This window comes from Roseovarius sp., from assembly GCF_040219995.1.
GTDB lineage: Bacteria > Pseudomonadota > Alphaproteobacteria > Rhodobacterales > Rhodobacteraceae > Roseovarius.
In genome coordinates, this window is sequence record NZ_JAVJUC010000007.1 from 45,917 (window position 1) to 66,484 (window position 20,568).

The 20,568-nt window shown below is 56.8% G+C and carries 19 protein-coding genes; 7 read left to right on the forward strand and 12 right to left on the reverse strand.

Annotation, left to right across the window (positions count from 1 at the left end; all coding sequences use genetic code 11):
• Window positions 1–106: 106 nt before the first annotated feature.
• The 6 genes from RID11_RS01070 to RID11_RS01095 form a co-directional block, all read right to left on the reverse strand.
• On the reverse strand, window positions 107–1,237 hold the full coding sequence (locus RID11_RS01070; RefSeq protein ID WP_350135179.1) for a M20 family metallopeptidase: 1,131 nt from the start codon (window positions 1,235–1,237) through the stop codon (window positions 107–109).
• 24 nt (window positions 1,238–1,261) lie between these two features.
• Window positions 1,262–2,350, reverse strand: a complete 1,089-nt coding sequence (locus RID11_RS01075; RefSeq protein WP_502949327.1) for an ABC transporter ATP-binding protein — start codon at window positions 2,348–2,350, stop codon at window positions 1,262–1,264.
• The gene (locus RID11_RS01080; RefSeq protein WP_350135182.1) at window positions 2,236–3,288 is read right to left on the reverse strand and encodes an ABC transporter ATP-binding protein; all 1,053 of its coding nucleotides are present in this window, start codon (window positions 3,286–3,288) and stop codon (window positions 2,236–2,238) included. Before RID11_RS01080 ends, RID11_RS01075 begins: the two co-directional genes overlap by 115 nt.
• A 4-nt stretch (window positions 3,289–3,292) precedes the next feature.
• A complete protein-coding gene (locus RID11_RS01085; RefSeq protein WP_350135185.1) occupies window positions 3,293–4,177 on the reverse strand; it encodes an ABC transporter permease in 885 nt (294 codons plus the stop codon).
• A gap of 31 nt (window positions 4,178–4,208) precedes the next feature.
• On the reverse strand, window positions 4,209–5,150 hold the full coding sequence (locus RID11_RS01090; RefSeq protein WP_350135188.1) for an ABC transporter permease: 942 nt from the start codon (window positions 5,148–5,150) through the stop codon (window positions 4,209–4,211).
• A 65-nt stretch (window positions 5,151–5,215) separates the two neighbouring features.
• Window positions 5,216–6,829: an ABC transporter substrate-binding protein gene (locus tag RID11_RS01095; RefSeq protein ID WP_350135191.1), complete on the reverse strand. Its 1,614-nt coding sequence runs from the start codon at window positions 6,827–6,829 to the stop codon at window positions 5,216–5,218.
• A 254-nt stretch (window positions 6,830–7,083) separates the two neighbouring features.
• Between RID11_RS01095 and RID11_RS01100 the strand changes: the two genes are divergently transcribed.
• Entirely contained in the window at window positions 7,084–7,635 is a 552-nt protein-coding gene (locus RID11_RS01100; RefSeq protein WP_350135194.1) for a cupin domain-containing protein, read from the forward strand.
• 114 nt (window positions 7,636–7,749) lie between these two features.
• On the opposite strand, the gene RID11_RS01105 is transcribed toward RID11_RS01100, so the two are convergent.
• From RID11_RS01105 to RID11_RS01130, 6 genes are all read right to left on the reverse strand, one after another.
• Window positions 7,750–9,000 carry a Zn-dependent hydrolase gene (locus tag RID11_RS01105; protein ID WP_350135197.1) on the reverse strand — a complete coding sequence of 417 codons (1,251 nt, stop codon included), beginning with the start codon at window positions 8,998–9,000 and terminating at the stop codon, window positions 7,750–7,752.
• Window positions 9,001–9,323: 323 nt separating this feature from the next.
• Window positions 9,324–10,160, reverse strand: coding sequence for an ExeA family protein (locus tag RID11_RS01110; protein ID WP_350135200.1), 837 nt, complete (start codon window positions 10,158–10,160; stop codon window positions 9,324–9,326).
• A gap of 61 nt (window positions 10,161–10,221) precedes the next feature.
• Entirely contained in the window at window positions 10,222–10,752 is a 531-nt protein-coding gene (locus tag RID11_RS01115) for a hypothetical protein (protein WP_350135203.1), read from the reverse strand.
• A 1-nt stretch (window position 10,753) separates the two neighbouring features.
• Window positions 10,754–11,566, reverse strand: a complete 813-nt coding sequence (locus RID11_RS01120; RefSeq protein ID WP_350135205.1) for a response regulator transcription factor — start codon at window positions 11,564–11,566, stop codon at window positions 10,754–10,756.
• A 735-nt stretch (window positions 11,567–12,301) separates the two neighbouring features.
• The gene (locus RID11_RS01125; RefSeq protein WP_350135208.1) at window positions 12,302–12,514 is read right to left on the reverse strand and encodes a hypothetical protein; all 213 of its coding nucleotides are present in this window, start codon (window positions 12,512–12,514) and stop codon (window positions 12,302–12,304) included.
• Between the two features lie 90 nt (window positions 12,515–12,604).
• A complete protein-coding gene (locus RID11_RS01130) occupies window positions 12,605–12,733 on the reverse strand; it encodes a hypothetical protein (RefSeq protein ID WP_350135211.1) in 129 nt (42 codons plus the stop codon).
• Between the two features lie 535 nt (window positions 12,734–13,268).
• Between RID11_RS01130 and RID11_RS01135 the strand changes: the two genes are divergently transcribed.
• From RID11_RS01135 to RID11_RS01160, 6 genes are all read left to right on the forward strand, one after another.
• On the forward strand, window positions 13,269–13,781 hold the full coding sequence (locus RID11_RS01135) for a hypothetical protein (RefSeq protein ID WP_350135214.1): 513 nt from the start codon (window positions 13,269–13,271) through the stop codon (window positions 13,779–13,781).
• 423 nt (window positions 13,782–14,204) lie between these two features.
• Window positions 14,205–14,876, forward strand: coding sequence for a hypothetical protein (locus RID11_RS01140; protein ID WP_350135216.1), 672 nt, complete (start codon window positions 14,205–14,207; stop codon window positions 14,874–14,876).
• Entirely contained in the window at window positions 14,873–15,439 is a 567-nt protein-coding gene (locus RID11_RS01145) for a hypothetical protein (protein WP_350135219.1), read from the forward strand. Before RID11_RS01140 ends, RID11_RS01145 begins: the two co-directional genes overlap by 4 nt.
• Window positions 15,440–15,538: 99 nt before the next feature.
• Window positions 15,539–17,713, forward strand: coding sequence for a hypothetical protein (locus RID11_RS01150; RefSeq protein ID WP_350135222.1), 2,175 nt, complete (start codon window positions 15,539–15,541; stop codon window positions 17,711–17,713).
• 26 nt (window positions 17,714–17,739) lie between these two features.
• A complete protein-coding gene (locus RID11_RS01155; protein WP_350135224.1) occupies window positions 17,740–19,707 on the forward strand; it encodes a type I secretion system permease/ATPase in 1,968 nt (655 codons plus the stop codon).
• Window positions 19,704–20,459 (forward strand): HlyD family secretion protein, encoded by a 756-nt coding sequence (locus RID11_RS01160; protein WP_350135226.1) that lies wholly within the window; start codon window positions 19,704–19,706, stop codon window positions 20,457–20,459. The genes RID11_RS01155 and RID11_RS01160 overlap by 4 nt, the downstream gene beginning before the upstream one ends.
• The last annotated feature ends 109 nt before the right edge of the window (window positions 20,460–20,568 follow it).

Genomic DNA, 20,568 nt, shown 5'->3' on the forward strand with positions numbered 1-20,568 from the left:
GCCACCGATGGGTCGTGTTGGCTGGGCCACACGGCAATTCGGGCAATGGGTCGATTTTCGATCCAGTGCGAACCCGCAATTCAGGCAATGGGTCTTGTCGGCCATCTCACGCTACATGCTTTTGTCCGACGCGCGTGAATACGTCGATGCAAGGTGCCATGAGCGCAGTTTCACAGTATTCATCGGTTTGATGTGCCATGGCCATCGCGCCCGGCCCCATGATCAACGTCGCCGGATCGCCCATGGCGGGTTTGAGCACCGAGGCATCCGTAAAGTAGGTGGCCGTACCGACAGTGGGCTCAATACCGGTCACATCCTCGACCACGGAAAACACCTCCTGCATCCAGGGCGTCTGCGGATCGGTATAGACATGATCCATGTCGGTCAGAGTGTCGATCTCGACGTCTGCGGCCAGAAGCGCGGCAAGCTGTGCCCTGATCTGCGCATTGCTTTGCCCGACGGTCGAGCGGATATCGACGCCCACGCGGGCGAGGTCGGGCACCGAGTTGACATTCATGCCGGCATTCATGTTGCCGATGTTCAGCGACGGTCCGCCCATGACCGGATGCGCCGCCACTCCGAAGTCGAACCCGCGCAGCGCGTCGATCGAGCGGCAGGCGGCGAAGATCGCGTTCACCCCCTTCTCGGGCATCGAGCCATGCGCCGTCACGCCCTTGTGCACCAGAGACAGCCAGAGCGCGCCCTTATGCCCGACAAAGGGGCGGTTGTCGGTAGGCTCCGCGACGATCAAGGCCTCGCATGTTCCCAGAATATCGGGGCGCTCCGCAAGCGCCAGAACGCCCTCGCATCCGGTTTCCTCGCCTGCGCTGAAAATGAGCTTTACCTCTGCGCGCCGGACCGGCTCACGCGAGAGCCTCAGACCGGCTATGATCGCCGCCGCGACCCCGCTTTTCATATCTGACGTCCCACGCCCATATAGCCGTCCATTCCTGATTTCACCCGCGAAGGGATCGACACTCCACTCCGCCTGCCCCAGAGGCACGGTGTCCAGATGGCCGGAATAGACAATGGCCCCCCGCGAAACCGTTTCGGTCGCAGGCAGTGTCGCAATCAGGTTGGGACGTTGAGATTGCCAGTCATGCCAGGTGATCTCGAAACCGGCAGGCTCCAGCAGCGTGGCGATGAACTTGGCACAATCGGCCTCGTTGCCCGGTGGGCTGATGGTATTGAATGCGATCAGCTTGCGGGTCAGGTCCAGCCCTGTCATTTCAGTCATTACGGCCTCCGAATAGATAACGGGTCAGCGAAGATGGCACGCGGCCATATGCCCTGGTGCGACCTCTTTGAGTTCAGGTTCTTCATGAAAGCAGCGATCCACCGCAAACGGGCAACGGGTGTTGAAGTTGCAGCCCTTTGGTGGGTTCAGCGGGCTTGGCACGTCGCCCTTGAGGACGGTGCGGCTCTTGCGCTTGCGCGGATCGGGGACCGGCACCGACTCCAGCAGGGCCTCGGTATAGGGATGCTGTGGCGTGCGGAACAGGCTTTGCTTGTCCGTGATCTCGACCAGCTTGCCGAGATACATCACGCCAATGCGGTGACTGATATGCTGAACAATCGCAAGGTCATGGGCAATAAAGAGGTAGGACAGCCCAAGGTCCTCCTGCAGGTCCATCATCAGGTTGATCACCTGCGCCTGAACGGAAACATCAAGCGCCGATACCGGTTCATCCGCGATGATGATCTCGGGGTTGAGCGCGAGGGCGCGTGCGATCCCCAGCCTTTGGCGCTGACCGCCCGAGAACTCGTAGGGAAAGCGATGCATCGCATCCTGCCGCAAGCCGACACGCGCAAAAAGATCGGCCACCTTCTCACGCCGCTCGGTGGCCGAGAGGTTGCCATAGTTGCCTAATGGCTCGCCGACGATGTCCCCGGCGCGCAGTCTCTGGTTCAGCGAGGCATAGGGATCCTGGAAGATCACCTGCATCTGCTGCCGATAAGGATGCATCTCGCGGCGCGATACGGTGGTGATGTCGGTGCCTTTGAGAAGTATCTGGCCGCTGGTCGGGTCCTCCAGACGCAGAATGACCTTGCCGGTCGTTGACTTGCCGCAACCGGATTCGCCCACGATACCCAGAGTTTCACCCGCATTAACCTTGAAGGATACGCCGTCCACGGCATAGACCCGCGCGGTTTCGCGATTCCTAATCCCGCCATGGATTGGGAAATGCTTTGTCAGGTTCCTGACTTCGAGAAGAGGAGGGTCGGATTTCACGGTCATAAGGTCCAGTCCGGCAGGTTCTTGCTTTCCCAACAAGCGGCAACATGGTTGGGCTTTTTGGTCTCGAGCGGCGGGTATTCGGCGCGACAGTGATCCGTCGCAAAGCTGCATCGTTCCGCGAAGGTGCAGCCCTCCGGAAGGTTGGTCAGCGCAGGCACGATGCCCGGAATTTCCGACAGGCGCTCGGTTCGCGCCGCCGAGAAATCGCTGGTCAAACGCGGCACCGACCGCATCAACCCTCGCGTATAGGGATGCTGCGGGTTCTCGAATATCTCGGTCACATCCGCCTCTTCGACCTTGCGCCCGGCATACATCACCAGCACCCGGTCAGCCATTTCCGCGACGACGCCCAGATCATGGGTGATCAGGATGATCGCAGTTTTCATCTTGTCGCGGATTTCTTCCATCAGCCCGAGGATTTGCGCCTGAATGGTAACGTCGAGCGCCGTTGTCGGCTCATCCGCGATCAGCACCGACGGGTTGCATGACAAGGCCATGGCGATCATCACACGCTGCCGCATGCCCCCCGACAACTGGTGTGGATATTCACCAAGCCGCCGACGCGGTTCGGGAATATGCACGAGATCGAGCATCTCGACCGCATGGTCCATCGCCTGTCTCTGTGACAGTCCCTGATGCAGCATGATCGCCTCGGTCAATTGATCGCCGATGCTGAGTACAGGATTTAGGGACGACATCGGATCCTGAAAGATCATCGAGATTTCATTGCCCCTGATCTTGCGCATCTCGTCATCGCTGGTCTTGAGCAGGTCACGACCCTTGAACAGAATCTTGCCACTGGCGAACCGCGCCGGTGGTCGCGGCAAAAGCTGCATCACGGAGAGTGACGTGATCGACTTGCCGCAGCCGGATTCACCCACCACGCCAAGAATCTCGCCCGGCTTTACCGTGAAACTCAAACCGTCCACCGCCTTCACGACGCCGTCGCGCGTGTCGAAATAGGTCCGCAGGTCATCAACCTCCAGCATGGGTTCTGTCTGATCCTGAACAGACATTTCGCGCTCTTCGAGAGCAGTTTCTTCGGTCATGATCTCAGACCCTTCTCTGCATGCGGGGATCGAGGGAATCGCGCAGACCGTCGCCGAAGGTGTTTATCGCGAACACCGTCAGCGCGAGAAACGCACCCGGGTAGAGGATGATGCCGACAGTCTGGAAAAAGAACATGCGTCCCTCGGCCATGATGTTGCCCCAACTGGGAATTTCCGGCGGTGTACCCGCCCCGACAAAGCTCAGATACGCCTCAAAGATCACCGCCTGCGCGCAGATATAAGTGGCCTGCACGATCAGCGGCGGAATGGTGTTGGGCAGGATGTGACGGATCAGGATGCGTGGCGTAGACGTCCCGCAGGCAATCGCCGCTTGCACATAAAGCTGGTCACGCAGCATCAGAACCACGGATCTCACGAGGCGCACGACGCGCGGAATTTCCGGGATCGTCAGCGCAAGTATGACATTCGGAACGCTGCTCCCCCAAAGCGCGACAAGCGCTATCGCCAGAAGGATCGACGGGATCGACATGAGCGCGTCCATCAGGCGCATGATCACCGCATCGACCGACCGGATGAACCCGGAAACCAGCCCGATCGCCAGACCGAAGGACGTCGCCAAGGTCGCCACCGACAATCCGACGACCAAGGAAACCTGACCGCCGTGAAGCACCCGGCTGAACAGGTCGCGGCCATACATGTCGGTGCCGAAAAAGGCCCCGGAGGACGGCGGCTGCAGGCGGTTGCGCGGGGCCTGCTGCATCGGATCGGGCAGCCCCAGCCAGGGCGCGAAAAACGCGAGCCCTGCCATCAGCAACAGGACCGCCATGCCGAAGAGCATCGTGGGATTGCGCCGAAACGCCTCCGCAACAACTCCGATACGGTGCTTCAGGCGCGCGCCGAACGACAATTCCTGGACTTCCAAGCTCATGGGAACACCCTCTGGTTTCTGAAAAACCGGCTCAGTACCGGATGCGCGGATCGAACAGCACGTAGGTCAGGTCGATCAGCAGATTGAGCACCACGTAAGTGAATGAAAACACCAGAATGACCCCCTGAATGACCGGGTAGTCGGTGCGCAGGACCGCATCGACCGTAAGGCGGCCAAGGCCGGGAATGGCAAACACGCTTTCGGTCACCACCACTCCGCCGATCAACAGCGCGACGCCAAGGCCGATGGTCGTGCTGATGGGAACCATGGCATTCTTCAGCGCATGCTTGACCAACACCTTTCGGGTGGCCAGCCCCTTTGCATAGGCGGTGCGCACGTAATCCTCATTGAGAACTTCGAGCATGGTGGCGCGCGTCATCCGTGCGATCAGCGCCATGTAGACCGCCCCAAGGGTCAGCGCTGGCAGCGTGATATGCGACAGAAAACCGGGGACGCTCTCAAAGATGCTGGTGTAACCCTGAACCGGAAACCAACCGAGCGTGCGTGATCCGCCAAGGATCAGAAGATAACCGATTACGAAAACCGGCACGGAAAACCCGAAGACAGCAAGGGTCATGACCGCACGGTCGATCCATGTGCCGACCTTCCACGCCGCAATCACGCCAAGCGGGATTGCAAGGCTGATGGCGATGATCATCGTGCAGAGCGTCAGCATCAGCGTCGGCTCGACCCGTTGGCCGATCAACTTGGTGACCGGCAACCCGGAATAGATCGACTGGCCCATGTCGCCTTGCAGCAGATTGATCAACCAGCCTCCGAACTGGATATACAGTGGGTCGTTGAGACCAAGTTGCTCGCGGATCTTGTCGACCTGATCCTCGGTCGCGAAATCACCTGCGATGATGACCGCCGGGTCACCCGGGCTCAGGTGCAGCAACATGAACACGAACACCGCCACGATGGCCATGATCGGGATTGTCGCGAACAGTCTGCGAAGGATGTAGGCATACATTTGGAACCGGCCCTATTCATGAAAAGGCGGCGCGACTGTTTGCGCGCCGCCCCCAGTGGCTTTCATCACTCGACGGAGATGTTCCAGAAGAACGGAACCGGTGCCTCGAGCACGCCTTTGACGTTGTCGCGGAATGCCGTCGGCTGATAGTACTGGCCGGTCGGGATATAGGGCACAAAGTCGTAGAGTTCGGCCTGCAATTCCTCGACAATCGCCTTCTGCTTTGCCGGGTCGGTTTCTCTGGCAAATGCGTTGCGAAGGTCTTCGATCTTCTGATTCTCCGGCCAACCGAACCACGCCGTGTCACCCGATGCCGCGACCGAGATGTTGGTGATCGGGTTCAACTGATCCGCGGCCAGCCACCATGTCGGAAAGATGTTCCAGCCACCGTCTTCGGGGGCTTCGCGCACCGCGCGGCGCGACGTCATCGTGGCCCAGTCCATGGCGACCAGCCTCACGTTCATCCCGATCTCGCGCAGCGCCTGCGCCGTCACCAGCGATTGCCCATGCGCGACCGGAATATCCGTAGGATCAAGAATCAGGACCTCGCGACCGTCATAGCCCGACTCGGCCAGAAGCGCCTTGGCCTTCTCGATATCCTTGCCGCGCAAAGCCTCGCTGCCGACATCCGTCTCGTAGGGGCCGCCACACATGAAGTAAGCACCACAGAATTCTTCGAAATACTTCGGATCGCCCATGATCGAGTACATGTAGTCGGCCTGTTCAACCGCCCAGAGGGCCGCCTGCCGGGCCCGTTTGTCATCGAAGGGCGGATACTTGAAGTTGAAGCGGATAACGCCTTGTGTCCCAAGCGGATCGACCGTCTCGACATTGATCGATGGATCGGACTGGATCATCGGCAACAGGTCAACTGCGGGCTGTTCATAGTAGTCGACCTCACCGGCCAAGAGCGCCTGGCTCGCCGTTGCGGCGTCGGGAATATAGCGCCATTCCACCCGGTCCACATTGGCCACCTTGCCGCCAGCCGCATAGCTGGCGGGCTCATCGCGGGGAACGTAATCCTCGAATTTCTCGTAGACGACCTGATTGCCCGGCTGCCATTCGTCGGCCACGAAGCGGAACGGACCGGAGCCGATGATTTCCTCGACCTGCGCATTGGGATCGGTATCCGCCAGACGCTTGGGCATGATGAAGGGCACGTTCGAGGAAATCTTGCCAAGCGACTGAAGTACCAAGCCGTAAGGCTCAGACAATGTCAGAACGACGGTTTTCTCGTCCGCAGCTTCGAGGCTTTCGGTCACGCGCATCAGCTTCTGGCCCATGCCATCGCGGGCCCCCCAACGCGTGATGGATGCGACGACATCCTCTGCCGTCACCGGTGCGCCGTCGTGGAACTGCAGCCCGTCACGCAGCGTGATCGTGTAGGTCAGTCCATCTTCGCTCACCTCATGGCCAGCGGCCATCTGCGGTTGAACTTCGAGATTCTCGTCGAGTGCGAAAAGCGTGTCGAAGACGAGGTATCCATGGTTCCGGGTGATATAGGCCGTCGTCCAGATCGGATCGACATTGCGCAAGTCGGCATGCGGCACGATCTTGAGCACCGACTCGGCGTTCACGGGAACGGCGGCGGCCATCAGTCCGGCAACGGCGATCGGCGTTGATAGCGCCGCCGTTCGTGCGGATTTCTTGATTGCGTCTGCAAGTGCAGTCATGGGCATTTGTATCTCCCTGAATTTGCGTTGTCCGATGCCGGCCTCACCGTCACCGTCGTCAGCAGCTTTGTTGGCACGTCGACTTTCTTTGCGCCGACATGCCTTAGCGTAAGCTCAGAGAGGGACTTGATGCAAGTATCTTGCATTCAGCAGCTTCGCAGGCCTGCAAAAATGGGTATGTTTCAATGTAACTGATGCCTTATTCGGCAACGCGAGTCATAAACTGACCGCCAAATCGCAAAACAGGGAGACGGTGCCGCATGATTGGAGACAGGATCAAATCGCTTCGCAGAGTACGCAAGTTGACACTAAAGCAACTCGCGGATCAGGTCGGAATCTCGGAAGGTCACATGTCCAAGATCGAGAACGACAAGACCCAGCCCTCTGTCGGCGTCTTGCACAAGATCACCCAATCTCTGGATGTCACGATCGGTCTTTTGTTCAATGAAAAGAACGGCCACGAGCAACCCGTCTCACGCGCCGGAGAGCGACCCGTGATCGACCTAGACCCGGTCCGTCGCGGCACGGGCATCAGGCTGGAACGGATCATTCCCCATTCCCAGGATCACATTCTGCAATGCAACATCCATATCATCGAACCGGGCGGTTCAAGCGAGGATCACATCCAGCATGTCGGCGAGGAAGTGGGATATGTCCTCGATGGGGAACTCGATCTGTTTCTGGACGATGACGTCTACCATCTGAGCAAGAATGATTCGTTTCATTTTAATTCCAGCCGCAAGCATGCCTATCGGAACCCTGGCAAGGCGCAGACCCGCATTCTCTGGGCCAACACGCCGCCCACCTTCTAAAGACGGGTCATGTCCGCCGCCTGTTCTGACGCCTTGATGGACCATGGCCTGCCTTCGAAGCAGCAAGTCCAACGCAGGTTTTGAAACGCCCGGGCCGTGCCCCGAATCAACCCCCTAGCTCCGGACAAGCTCCGCCGTCTCGACCACCGCATGCATCAGGACATCGGTTGCCGCCTTGGCCCAGTCAGGCGTGATCTCTTCCGCTTCATTATGCGACAACCCATCCTTGCACGGGCACATGATCATGGCCGTCGGGTAGATACTATTGATACGGCATGCATCATGACCTGCCCCCGAGATGACATCCATATGTGCATGCCCGAGGCGGTCTGCGGCATCGCGAATGCGTTCTAATAGCTTTGTATCAAAGGCAGGGGGATCAAAGGCCCCGACAATCTCGGCGCTGAACTTGACGCCGATGTCGGCGCAAAGGCCCGGCGCAGTATCGTTCAACTCCATGACCATCGCCTCCAGCGTCTCGAGTACATGGCTTCGGAAATCGACGGTGAAGACCACCTTCTCGGGAATGATGTTGCGGCTGTTGGGATAGACATCGATATGGCCGATCGCACCGACCGCGTTCGGTTGATATTGAAGGGCTATTTCATGAACCAACTCGGTGATCCGCGCCAGAGCGCGCCCCGCATTTCGGCGCATATACATCGGCGTTGATCCGGTATGCTGTCCCTTGCCTGTGACAGTACATTCGATCCAGCGCAGCCCCTGCCCGTGCGTGACCACTCCGATCGGCTTGCCTTCTTCCTCAAGGATCGGGCCCTGCTCGATGTGCAATTCGAAAAACGCATGCATCTCGCGGGGACCTACGGGTTCGGACCCTTTCCAGCCAATCCTCTGCAACTCATCGCCAAACCGCTTGCCCGCAGCATCTGTGCGGTCATAGGCCCAATCCTTGTCGAGCACCCCGGCGAAAACACCGGAGGCCATCATCGCCGGCGCAAAACGCGATCCCTCCTCGTTGGTCCAATTGGTCACGACGATCGGATGCTTGGTTTGGATGTCCAGATCATTCAGGGTGCGGATGATTTCCAGCCCGGCCAGTACCCCCAGAACACCGTCATACTTGCCGCCTGTCGGCTGCGTATCGAGATGGGACCCGACATAGACCGGGCGCGCATCCGGATCACCGCCTGCCCGGTGCGCAAACATGTTGCCCATATCATCGACCCCGACGGTACAGCCCGCCTCTTCGCACCATTTTTGAAAAACAGCGCGGGCCTGGCCGTCCTCGTCGGTCAATGCCTGCCGGTTATTGCCCCCCGCGACACCAGGACCGATTTCGGCCATTTCCATCAGGCTTCGCCAAAGCCGTTCGCCATTGCTCGTCAGGTTTTCACCGTTTGCCATAGTCGCACTATCTCTTTCGGATTTTTGCATTTCCCGGTTAGCATGCGTAAAAAGGTAAGAAGAACAATGTCAAAATAACCTTGAGGATCCTGTCGGCTCACCGCTGCTGAAGGCGCATCGCGCCACCGTAAGCCGACCTATCGAATCCGTCATGTCATTCGGCAGCCAGACCACGGCCTTAGCGCCACTTCTCGTGCTGTGACTCCAGGGGCGCAGATCAGGCCAGACGTGCTATCTCACGCACCATTTCTGGCAAAGACAATTTGTTCCGATCCTTGGGCCCGTTCCAATTCATATGGCAGCACTGTATGCGACTAGGCCGCTCACTCCTTTGCCACTTGGCCCGCCACAAACGTGCTGGCCCGAATTCCTTCTTTCGCGCAGCAACGCTTGATCTGATCCGAGTCTATCATCGGCTGTCTCTCTCGTCGCGCCTCGTCGAGCGCGACCATACAGGCAACGTTAAGTATGAGTGGGTTGCCTTGGCTGACGAGATAAAGCTCTTTCAAGGCTTTTGGAGTAAACGGCATCGTTTTGAATCCAGCCACTGCGCAGCGATGATGCACGTAGTCCGATGTATCCTCTTCCGACATCGGCCCGAGCTTCACAACAGGACTGTAAAGTGACCTTATTTCCGGATTCAGTTTATGGTCAAAATCTTCCCGACCAACCAACACAAGCTTGACGAGCAACCCCTCTTGCGTTGTTGCGCAGATATCAAACAGGCGCTTTAGGGTAGATGCTTGAACGTTGTCCGCGTCGTCAACCACAAGGGCAGGGAGGCCATGTTGCATGTTGGCGCGTGTCATGGTCGCGTCAAAAGTCGTCTTGTCCAAATCCGCGTTGCTTCGGGGGGCAGAAGCGCCGAGGACTCGGAAAATGGCGGCGCGTGGCGTCGCTTCAAGAACGGAGTAGTGCGAAAGAGTCCCTATAAGACGCTTTGAATTCGTCTCGCTTGCAACTTTGCGTATCACCGTCGTTTTGCCAGAACCTTCAGGCCCAATGAACAGCGTCAAAGGCGCATCGCTATTAAGCGCAAAATCCAACTGCTCGGCGGCAAGGCAATGCGCGTCACTCCAGAAATCGTACTTTTGCTCAGACGAGAAAAATGGATTGTCCGCATCCCTTGTCTGGCCTTCGTCAAATCCACCCAAAGCCATCACCTATTACGCTAGTCGTGAGAATTCCGCGCCAATTGAAAAGAAAACAGGTGATTGATTTTCATGTAGGATAACCGAACTCGACTATTCGCGCCCAATATTCAGCGTTGAGATCCGCAATTTCCTCCAGCGATGTCTCGATCGCCTTGTTGGTGTCGGAATCTAGCGCGGACATCTGCCCGACTTTGACAGCGTTCTTCCGATCCGCAATGCGCATCTGGATCGTCGCCAGATCTCCGCTGTCGTTGTCAAAAGAATAGATGCAGTGGCTATAGCGATTGCGCAGTCCTGCGAGACGCTGGGTCTTGCCCGTTAACGTCAGAAGCGCATCTCGCTCATTTTTGTCCACGTCATCGAGCTTCGCAAGCCGTTCCACCAGGTCAATCCGCGCTCGTGTCGTGTTCAAGGTCAGGTAAATTATCACCGCCTTTTGCTTTGACGTCCCGGACAGCCCTGCAATCAGGTGAATCAACAGGCTTTCGGTATTCGTCCAGCTATATGTAAGTCGACCCAGATTACCGAGGAAACGTTCAAATTCTCGATGCGCAGACTGCGGCATCCCATCGTCCTCAATTGATGCTGTATCGACCATTCTACTCGATCTCCAACTGAGCATTCTTCGATAGGTACCATCGCGCCGCACTCGTTCTGTTGTCCACGCCGATCTTTCCAAAAATATTATGAACGTGGAGTTTGATGGTATGCTCGCTCAATCCGAGCAATCTCGCTATAGTCTTGTTTCTTTCTCCTTTCGCTATGAAATCCATGATTTGGAATTCACGCGCGGTGAGTTTCGCAATAACAGCCGCGTTATGTGCTTTTAGTTTACTTGGTTTGGACTGACATGCGTTCGCTATGTCGTTGGCCTCGGATGGCTCCGGGTCGGGCTGTATATGCTGCTCTTGCGCGGTTGCCAGTATTTCACAAGGGACGAAATGTTGCCCAAGCAGCATTAAGTGCAAAGCCGCGAGCCATGCGTCAATCGGAGCCTGCATGGGAAGACATCGCATCCCAACGATGGGGCCCGCCGGACCTGCAAGAATTTGCTTCGCGCTTTCTGCAGAAATATATGCAAGACCAATGGTTGTGCTCGAAAAGGTTTTGGCTGTCACAGTCAATTCTTCATTTGCGTTCTGGGCAATCGCTTCATCAACAACGATCAATCGCACCATGGCATGCCGTTCTTCAGGCAGCCCGTTAAGTTGGCGCAACCCGTCAAGTCGCAACACACTTACGCCCAGAAACTCGGCGTCCACCAATTGCATCAAGCGGTCAGTGAATATTACACAATTCCCTATGAACACTATGACCGGGTTTATCGCTGGAGATGCTAGGCCCTGACTGCCGTCACGTGAGGCCGGATCAAATCGCGGATGAATAGCGTCGGAAAAATCACGCAAAGTCATAAAAATCCCCCCAGAAATATGACTACTTGAACACAGCCTCGAGACGACTGCTTTAGTGATAGGCCCGCTCGATGCCTCTCTAAGTTCAAATGAAAAATACTATAGCCCGCTTAATCGCCTGTGCTGGCTCGCCGTCTTACACAAAACATTAGCACTAAGATAACAAAATTACAAATTACTGTCAAATTTTGACATATTCGCAAACTCATTACGTGAGCTCGGCCACCTCAACTCTCCCCCAAATTGTTCAAAATGCCCGGATAGATCGAAGTGTTAGGTAGAATCGCGAAACCATACGCTTTTAGATTACTCCCAGCCTGCCGAAATAAATGAACACCAAGAAGTAACCCACAAAAATATCACAAATTCAATTACTTAACTTTTATTAATCTTTTGGGCAATTTTGCATTTTACCTGCGCAGCGCAGACTGTGAGGCGTCTTGGTTCTCATCAACCTTGGCAAATTGATTTTATCGTCTGTGATGGCTCTTTTTTTTACAAAGAAATGGATGGCTGCCCACAGGCACCTCCACCTTCACAGAAAGTTTTTTGGGAGGGGGTGAAGCTTAGAGCGAAGTCATCAACCACAGCAAAGGCGCTGCGACCGTCTGCAATGACAGGCCAGAGCACGCCTAAATCTCACAATATCATGCAATCCAGACCCAAGCTTAGCCACTTTGGATAGACTCGTGGCAACTATGGGTCCTTTACGAGGACAAAACCATGGATAGACGCTCAACTCAGAACAACAACTTCCTGATTGACGACGTTGAAGTCGAAAATCTGGACGTTGATCTCGACGCGAATGTAACTGTTGAAGAAGCGGACGTCGAAATCGACGCGCAGCAACAGCAACAAAGCGCTGATGTCGACAACACCGACACCAACAGCAACGATCAAGGTCAGGGACAAGGTCAGGACCAGGGACAAGGTCAGGATCAGGGACAAGGTCAGGATCAGGGACAGCAGCAGCAGTCAAATTCGAATGCTCGTCAAACCAATGGCGGTGATGACAGCAACGACAACTCAAACTCGGTATCAATCGACTTCGGTGGTGGTGAGTGGATCCCGCGTGACGACGATCAGGTTGATATCGACAGCGAAGGTGGAAACGTCGAAAACGTGATCACGTCGGACGAGGGTGACATTGATGTTAGCCCAGGTCACGATGTGGATGTCACCGATATTCTGGGCGAGGCCCTGAATGGCGAAGGAAATGACACCGGGATTGTCAACATTCAGAACGCTGTCATGGAAGACAACGACTCGCTTGGAGATGCGTCGGTCTATAACGCCGGGTCTTTCTCGCAGTCAGGCAGCGCAAATGGAGGCACCGCGACAGCCGAAGACGGTATTGACGCCGATCCGACAAGCGGCGCCGGAGGAAGCGGCGCGACTTCACTGGGAGGTGCGGCCATTGGCGGCACCGCGCTTGGCGGGTTGTCCCATGCTGCGGGAGGCTCATCCGGAAGCACCGGCGCAGCAACCTCGACTGCGGGTGATGGCGGCGCAAGCGGGTCGTCAGAATCTGCCGGTCTTGGCATCGGTGTTGGCCTCTCAGGCAACCATGGCAGCTCGGATGGCGGTGAAAGTGGCGCTGCAACGTCGACTTCAAACTCGACTGGCAACGCTAATAGCACCAATAACAGCACTGGCACCGGCGGTGCGGCTGGAAAGACAGAAGCTGAAAGCGACGCCAATGATGGCTCAATCAGTTCAACTGGTAACAGCACTGGCACTGGCGGTGCCGGGGCCGAGGGCACTGGTGGTGCCGGGTCCGGCGGTACCGGTGGTACTGGTGGGGCAGCCACGGGTGGCGAAGCCACTGGCGGCGCTGGTGGTGACGGCGGCAAAGGCTTTGCCGGTTATGCCGGCGGTGGTGACGGCGGTGCTGGCGGAGACGGTACTGGCGGCGACAGCACGACCGGTGACGGTGGTGCCGGCGGCACAGCAACTGGCGGCGCTGGCGGCGCGGCTGGTGCTGGCGGCGGTGGCACTGGTGGTGCCGGTGCAACTGGCACGGGTGGCGACAGCACAACCGGCGACGGCGGTTCCGGCGGTGCAGCAACCGGCGGAAGCGGCTCAGGCGGCAACGGCGGCGGTGGCACTGGTGGTGCTGGTGCAGCTGGCACGGGTGGCGACAGCACGACCGGCGACGGTGGTGCGGGAGGCCAAGGCATCGGCGGTGAAGGTGCTGGCGGTATCGGCGGTCTAGCGACCGGTGGATCGGGCGCGTCTGGCTTCGGCGGGGCTTCGATCGGCGGATCTGGCGGTACAGGCACTGGTGGTACTGGTGCAGCTGGCACAGGCGGTGATGGTGGCGCAGGTTCAGGTGCCCAGGGCGATGGCGGTGATAACGCCAGCAGTGCATCCGCGGCCAATAACGGAAGCGCAAACAGCACGCCCAGTACCGATAATGATTCCACAAGCGGCGGCAACTCCGCGACTGGTGCTGGCGGCGACGCCGGGACCGGTTCAGCAGCAGGTGCAATTGCTGGCGGAATCCCGGGCGGTGGTCTTGATGTCGCGGTAGCGGTTTCCGACAATGAGGATTCCGACGCCACATCAGGCAACGGTCCGGCTGATGCTGCCGGAGGTGCTGCTGATACAAGCGGTGGGGCTGCAACGGCCGACGCCGATGGCAGAACCAACGGTGATTCCGACTCCAGCGGCAACGGTGGCACCGGCACCGGCGGCACAGGCACCGGTGGTGCTGGCCAAAGTGGGTCCGGCGGCGCAGGCGGAAACGGCGATGCTGGTCAGGCCGGAGACGGCACAGGAGCCAACGGGACCGGTGGATCCGGTGCGCAAGCCACGGCTGGTAATGGCGGCGGCGGCACTGGCGCATCCGGCAATGCCGGAAACGGCGCCGGTGCCAATGGTGCTGGCGGAGGCACAGGCCTCGGCGGTGCAGGCGCGGTCGGTCAGGCGGCTGCCGGAGGCAGTGGTGACGGCGCGTCCGGCAATGCCGGCGATGGCGCGGGAGCCAATGGCGCTGGTGGCGGCACAGGTACCGGTGGTGCAGGCGCGGTTGGCCAGGCAGCTGCCGGAGGCAGCAGCACAGGTGCCGCAGGTAATGCTGGCGACGGTGCAGCGGCCAACGGCGAAGGCGGTGGCCAAGGCCCAGGTGGCGATGGTGCAGCGGGCGCGGGCGGTATCGCGACCGGGACCGGTGCCGCAGGGGCGGTCGGTGCAGCTGGAAACGGCGGTGCTGGCAATGCCGGTGATGGTGCGGTTGGTCAAGCCGGTGACGGTGCCGAAGGAACCGGTGGTGCCGGCGGAGCCGGGGCTGCGACAGCCGACTCGATGAATGATGTCGACGGAACTGCAACCTCAAACGCAACCGGCGGTGATGGAGGTCTTGCCGATCTCTTCACCGACTCCGACACCGACGGCTCGTCCGAGAGCATGGCAGAGGCCATTTCCGGCTTCGGCGGTGCAGCCGATACGACGCAGGACTCTGCAGCCAACAATAACGGTGGAAATGATGGTGGCAGTAATACGTCCACCAGCGGTGATACCGGGATGGGTGGCGAGTCTACGGCAATCGGTGGAACAACCGGTCTGGCAAATGGCGGAACCTCCACAGGGGGCGCAGCCGATGTCGGAGGGGCCAGCGGCGGTGCCGGTGGCGCAGCCAGCAATGGTGCCGGTGGCGCGGTTGATAACGGCAGCTGGGGGTCGAACAACGGAGATGACGGTTTTGTAACCGGCGAATCCTACGCGTCGGCCGCAGCCGTGGTCGATACGTCCGCGTTCAACCAGAACATCGTGATGGGCGCGAACGTTCTCGGCAACACAGTCGACATGACGGTTGTTGGTGGCAACATGAGCTCCAACTACGTCGGCGACGACAGCGATACCGGCGTATAAGCCTAACTCTTGTCCGGGGCCGAACGTCGGCCCCGGACAGCCTGTAGAATTTGGGTAACGGATTGCCCGCTACCATTTTAAACATTTGGGAAAACAACCGTGAGCCTCGACAGAACCACAGAGTCCATCGCACATTTTGTCGGCCTCTTCCACATGGCTGTCGAAGACAATCGGCTACGTGACCAGTATATCGAGTTCAAGCGCGACAAAGACGATACCGATGACGAGGCCGGCTTCGAGTTTAAGCCCGTCCGCATCGCTACAGATTTCAAGCTTAACGGGTATTCAGGGAAAGTCGTACATTCCGATACTTCGGATGTGAACCAGCCCGGCGTGGGCCAAGGTTTACCGTCCCTTCCTGCGATATCTCAGAGTAACACCGTCGGCTCATTCACATCAGTTGAGCAGCCGCCTGAACCACTGATTGGCGGCTCAATTGGCGGCGGCGGCGGATACAAGATCCTGCCCTATGTGCCAATCCCTCCACAGACGATCACGATCACGCTACAATCGATCACTCTGATAGATAATGATATTCTTGGTGATCCTGCTGTCGCAGATTTCATTTCGCGCGACGTGTTCCTCGCCGAACTGGAAACGCTGTTAGAATTCTCTGAGGTATTACAGCCTTGGACACTACAGGGCCTTGCCACCGCAGTTCTGGATGATCCCGGGACGGCTCTCGAATTCATGCAAACACTGGCGGAGGTTGATACACCACCGGAGGCTCTGGATTTATCCGCCTATGTCCTACGAGATTCAGATGCTACCGGAACAGTGATAAATGGCGTCCCTGTCGAAGAACGGCCAGAGATAGATGACTTTCTTCCTACATTCATACGATTGAAACGCGATGACGACGCGGGAGAACAAGACGACGCAGATGCGGAAACCCCGCCTGACCGTCCTCTTTCAGGCACATCAAAGGATCTGGCTTTATTGCATGAAACAGACGATGGCTTTCCGCATTATGATGGCATTGACCACAACGTAGTCACCGGTGCTAATGAAAGCCATAACGCGGCATGGATCTACACCAATTGGATTGATGCCACCGTATTTGCGGTCGCCGGAAATACAATCGAATTGAATGCGATTTCTCAAACTAACATTCTCTTTGACCAGGACGTCACCCCGGCCGGACTGATGAAGATTGGTCCCACTTCATCACAGGCCAAGAATATTGCTTCGATCAGTTACGATAAAGCCACCACGGAAACTGACGGAAAAACAGAAGAGCAAAAGCAGCCCGACACAAACACGGACGACGGTCCCGCACCCATTGAGGAAGACATTTCTGCTTCCGAGACAGGGGCCAAGGATTCCCTCGAAAAGAATGTCGAGGAATCCGGGGGAAAATTAGGACTTCCTTCCGTCTGGAATCTGGAGACGGTCGAAGGTGATGTGACATTCACCAATATCGTCCAGCAACATACCTTTATGTCCGACGCCGATCAGTTGAACCTGACCTTCACAGCCAATTCCACAACTGTATCAACAGGTGAGAACCTGGCGTTCAATCAGTTTCAAGCCAACGAATTCGGCTTTGGTTACGACCTCGTCCTTGTCGGTGGTTCTATGACCACGATGAATATCATCAATCAGACAAACGTACTGCTGGATAATGATTATTTCTCAGGCGCAGGACTGGGTAAGGCCGCTGTCTCAAGTAACGACAATTCACTCGTCAACGATGCTTCAATCACAAAGCATGGTGTCGATGAGCAGAAAGCCATGCTTGACGACTTCAAGACAGCTCTCGAGGATCTCTCTGCTGGGGCAAAGCAACTGGGTGACTACGTTGCAAAGAGCGCTCTATTCGAAGGGCTGGAGGCTCTTCGCGCTCTCTACATAAGTGGGGACCTCACACAATTGAATATCGTCGATCAGATCAACACGATCGGCGATCAGGACCAGGTGCACATGGCTGCACAGGCAATGATGTCTGCGATTGAAGATAGTTCGGTCGCGATCACAACTGGGTCGAATTACCTGACCAACACCGCGTCCATTGATCAGGACGGGATCGACTCGACGATTATGGCAGCGGGGGAGCAATACAGCGATGCGATGCTATACCAGGCGGAGCTGATCGATACCGAAGCCAATCCTCTGGGCGTTAACATAAGCCAGCTTACAAATGAGGCTGTCGCGATCATCGTGGATGACCTGACCAAGGACATTGCGCAAACAGTTCTAGAGCAAGAAGCGGGAGGGTTTGATCTGCATACCGGCGGGACAAGCCTTGACGTCATGCAAACCATGACTGGGTAACGCGTAACCAGAGTAAGGTCGAAGATATGAAAGATACAGCTGACACTTCAGACTTTTCGGAAGATGGCACGCAAAAGAAACGCCTGATACTTGAACCCGTTGATCGCTTCGATTCAGAGGAGGCGCCACGCTTTACAACGAAAGCCCCACGATTTCAGACCACGATTGAGGGCGTTGCAAACGAGCCTATTCCGGCCGCAAGTGAGCCGCCAACCGGTGACGGGGGCGGAAACGGCAAAGGGGGCGGACCTAATTTTCACAAGCGGATTGGCCCTGAAGACTTTTCTGCCAGCCTCAAAAAAGGAATGGCCACGGTGCGTAGGAACCTCGGGTTCGTTATGCTCATCACGTTGGCGACCAACCTCTTAATCCTCGCAATCCCGATTTATCTCTTCCAGATATCTGACCGCGTTCTGACAAGTCGCTCTACTGACACATTGATCATGCTGACCATTGTGATCGCTGGAGCTGTGATCCTACAAGCCGTATTTGATGCGGTCCGCCGCTTCGTGCTGATGCGCTCTGCGGTCGAGGTGGCAACTCAGCTGGGTGCCCCCATTCTGTCGGCCGCCGCAGCAGCATCGCTCAACGGCAATGGCCGTGAGTATCAGACGTTAGGCGACCTTCAGCAATTAAGAGGTTTTCTTGTTTCAGGCACGCTTCTGGCCTTTCTTGACGTGCCTTTCGCGCCAATTTTCATCTTTGCGATTTACTTGGTGCATCCACATTTGGGGATGATTGTTGTGGTCACGTCGCTCGTCCTACTTCTGATCGCCATAATAAACCAACGCGCCACAGCTCAACCTTTTGCAGACGCGAACCTAGCCCAGTCAAAGGCCAATACACATCTCGACTCAATGGCGCGCAACAGCCAGATCATCAACGCTCTCGCGATGATCCCCGAAGCAGTGACCATGTGGGGAAAAGATACCGCTGAGTCGCTTACGCACCAGGTAAAAGCGCAAGATCGCAATATCATCTCAGCAGCCTTCTCAAGGGCGGTCCGACTGCTAACACAGATAGCCATGCTTGGCTGGGGAGCGTTTCTCGCGATTCAAGGTGAGATTACTGGTGGCATGGTGATTGCAGCGTCCATTATCGCCGGTCGAGCCTTGGCGCCAATTGAAGGGGCAATCGAGGGTTGGAACGGGTATATAATTACACGCGGTGCCTTCAGTCGTATCTCAGCACTTCTCAGAAGTTCAAAGCTGCAATTCGAGAAATTACGTTTGCCAAAACCTGTTGGCCGCCTTGACGTCGAGCGACTTCTCTACGTTCCCTCGGGAACCAAGCATGTCGTTCTCAACGGTCTGAGTTTCCATCTGAACCCTGGAGAGACGCTGGCGGTGATCGGAAATTCAGGTGCCGGAAAAACCACCTTGGGTAAAATGCTTGTAGGATCGATCCTTCCAACCTCGGGCAATGTGCGGCTGGACCTAATGGATCTGCGAAACTGGGACCCGCGACAGTTTGGCGAAAACATCGGATACCTGCCACAAGACGTTCAACTCTTTCCCGGAACAATCAAAGATAACATCGGTCGCATGCGGCAGGATGCTACTGATGAACAAGTCTTTGAGGCCGCAACGCTCGCCGATGTCCATCAGATGGTCGCGACATTACCACAAGGCTACGAGACGGTCGTCGCAGCAGACGGCGCGCCACTATCAGGTGGGCAGAAGCAGCGTATAGCCCTTGCAAGAGCGTTCTTTGGAAACCCCCGTTTCGTCGTTCTCGATGAACCCAACTCAAATCTCGATACGGCCGGCGACAAAGCACTGTCACGCGCGATCGAACACGCAAAGCAGAACAAGATCACCGTGGTAGTCATTACACAGAAACCCGCTTTGCTCGACGTCGTGGACAAGGTGATGCTTCTCAACGACGGTTCAATCTCTCTGTTTGGAAGCCGTGACATTGTGCTTGAACGAATCCGTGAGGACCACCGTGCGCGCCGTGAGGCGCAAAACAAACTCAAGGGGCAAGGAGAATGAAGTCCACCGGCACCGAAATCATAGAAACAAAGGACGAATGGCATCGTGATGTTCCACGCTCAATCACAAAGCACGTGATCTTCGGCCTGTTTCTCTTCGTATTCGCCTTTGGCGGTTTCGGTCTCTGGGCATTTCGGGCCCCCTTGGCGGCTGCAGTCATCACACCTGGCAGCTTTGTCGCGACAGGACGAAACAAGATAGTTCAGCACCTTGAAGGAGGGATTATCCAAGAAATTCTCGTGGAAGAAGGCACTCAAGTAAAGGCTGGCGATATTCTCTTACGCCTCGATCACACGGCCGCAGAAGCCAACAAGCGAGAACTCACAATCCGCCGCGCACGCCTTGAAGCAACCAGTGCGAGACTGTTGGCAGAATATCGGAAACTCGATGAGATAAACTTCCCAAGCGAATTACTCGAGATGGCAAAGGATGATCTCGAGATTGCTGGTATCCTCGATGGGCAGAGGCTATCTTTCCAAGTCGCTAGATCATCTCTTGATAACGATCTGGAATTGCTCTCAAGCAATATCGCCGCGCTTGAGGTCCGGGCTAAAGGCTATAGCACACAACTTGACGCGTATCATCGCCTTGTCACCCTCCTTATTGAAGAACACGAAGACAAGGAGACGCTTTTCAAAGAGGGCTTGATCCGAAAATCTGAAGTGAGCGCTCTGCAAAGGGCTCTCATCCAGGCAGAAGGGCAAACAGGGCGGGTCGAAGGTAACCGCCCCATTGCTACCGCAGTGATTTAGCTTTGATGCGTGTCACCAGATCGGTGTCATCCACGAAGTTATCAAGGAAATCATGCCATGTTTTTTTGGTGATGCGAGCGGCGCGGATCATTTCCTTCAACTCTTCGAT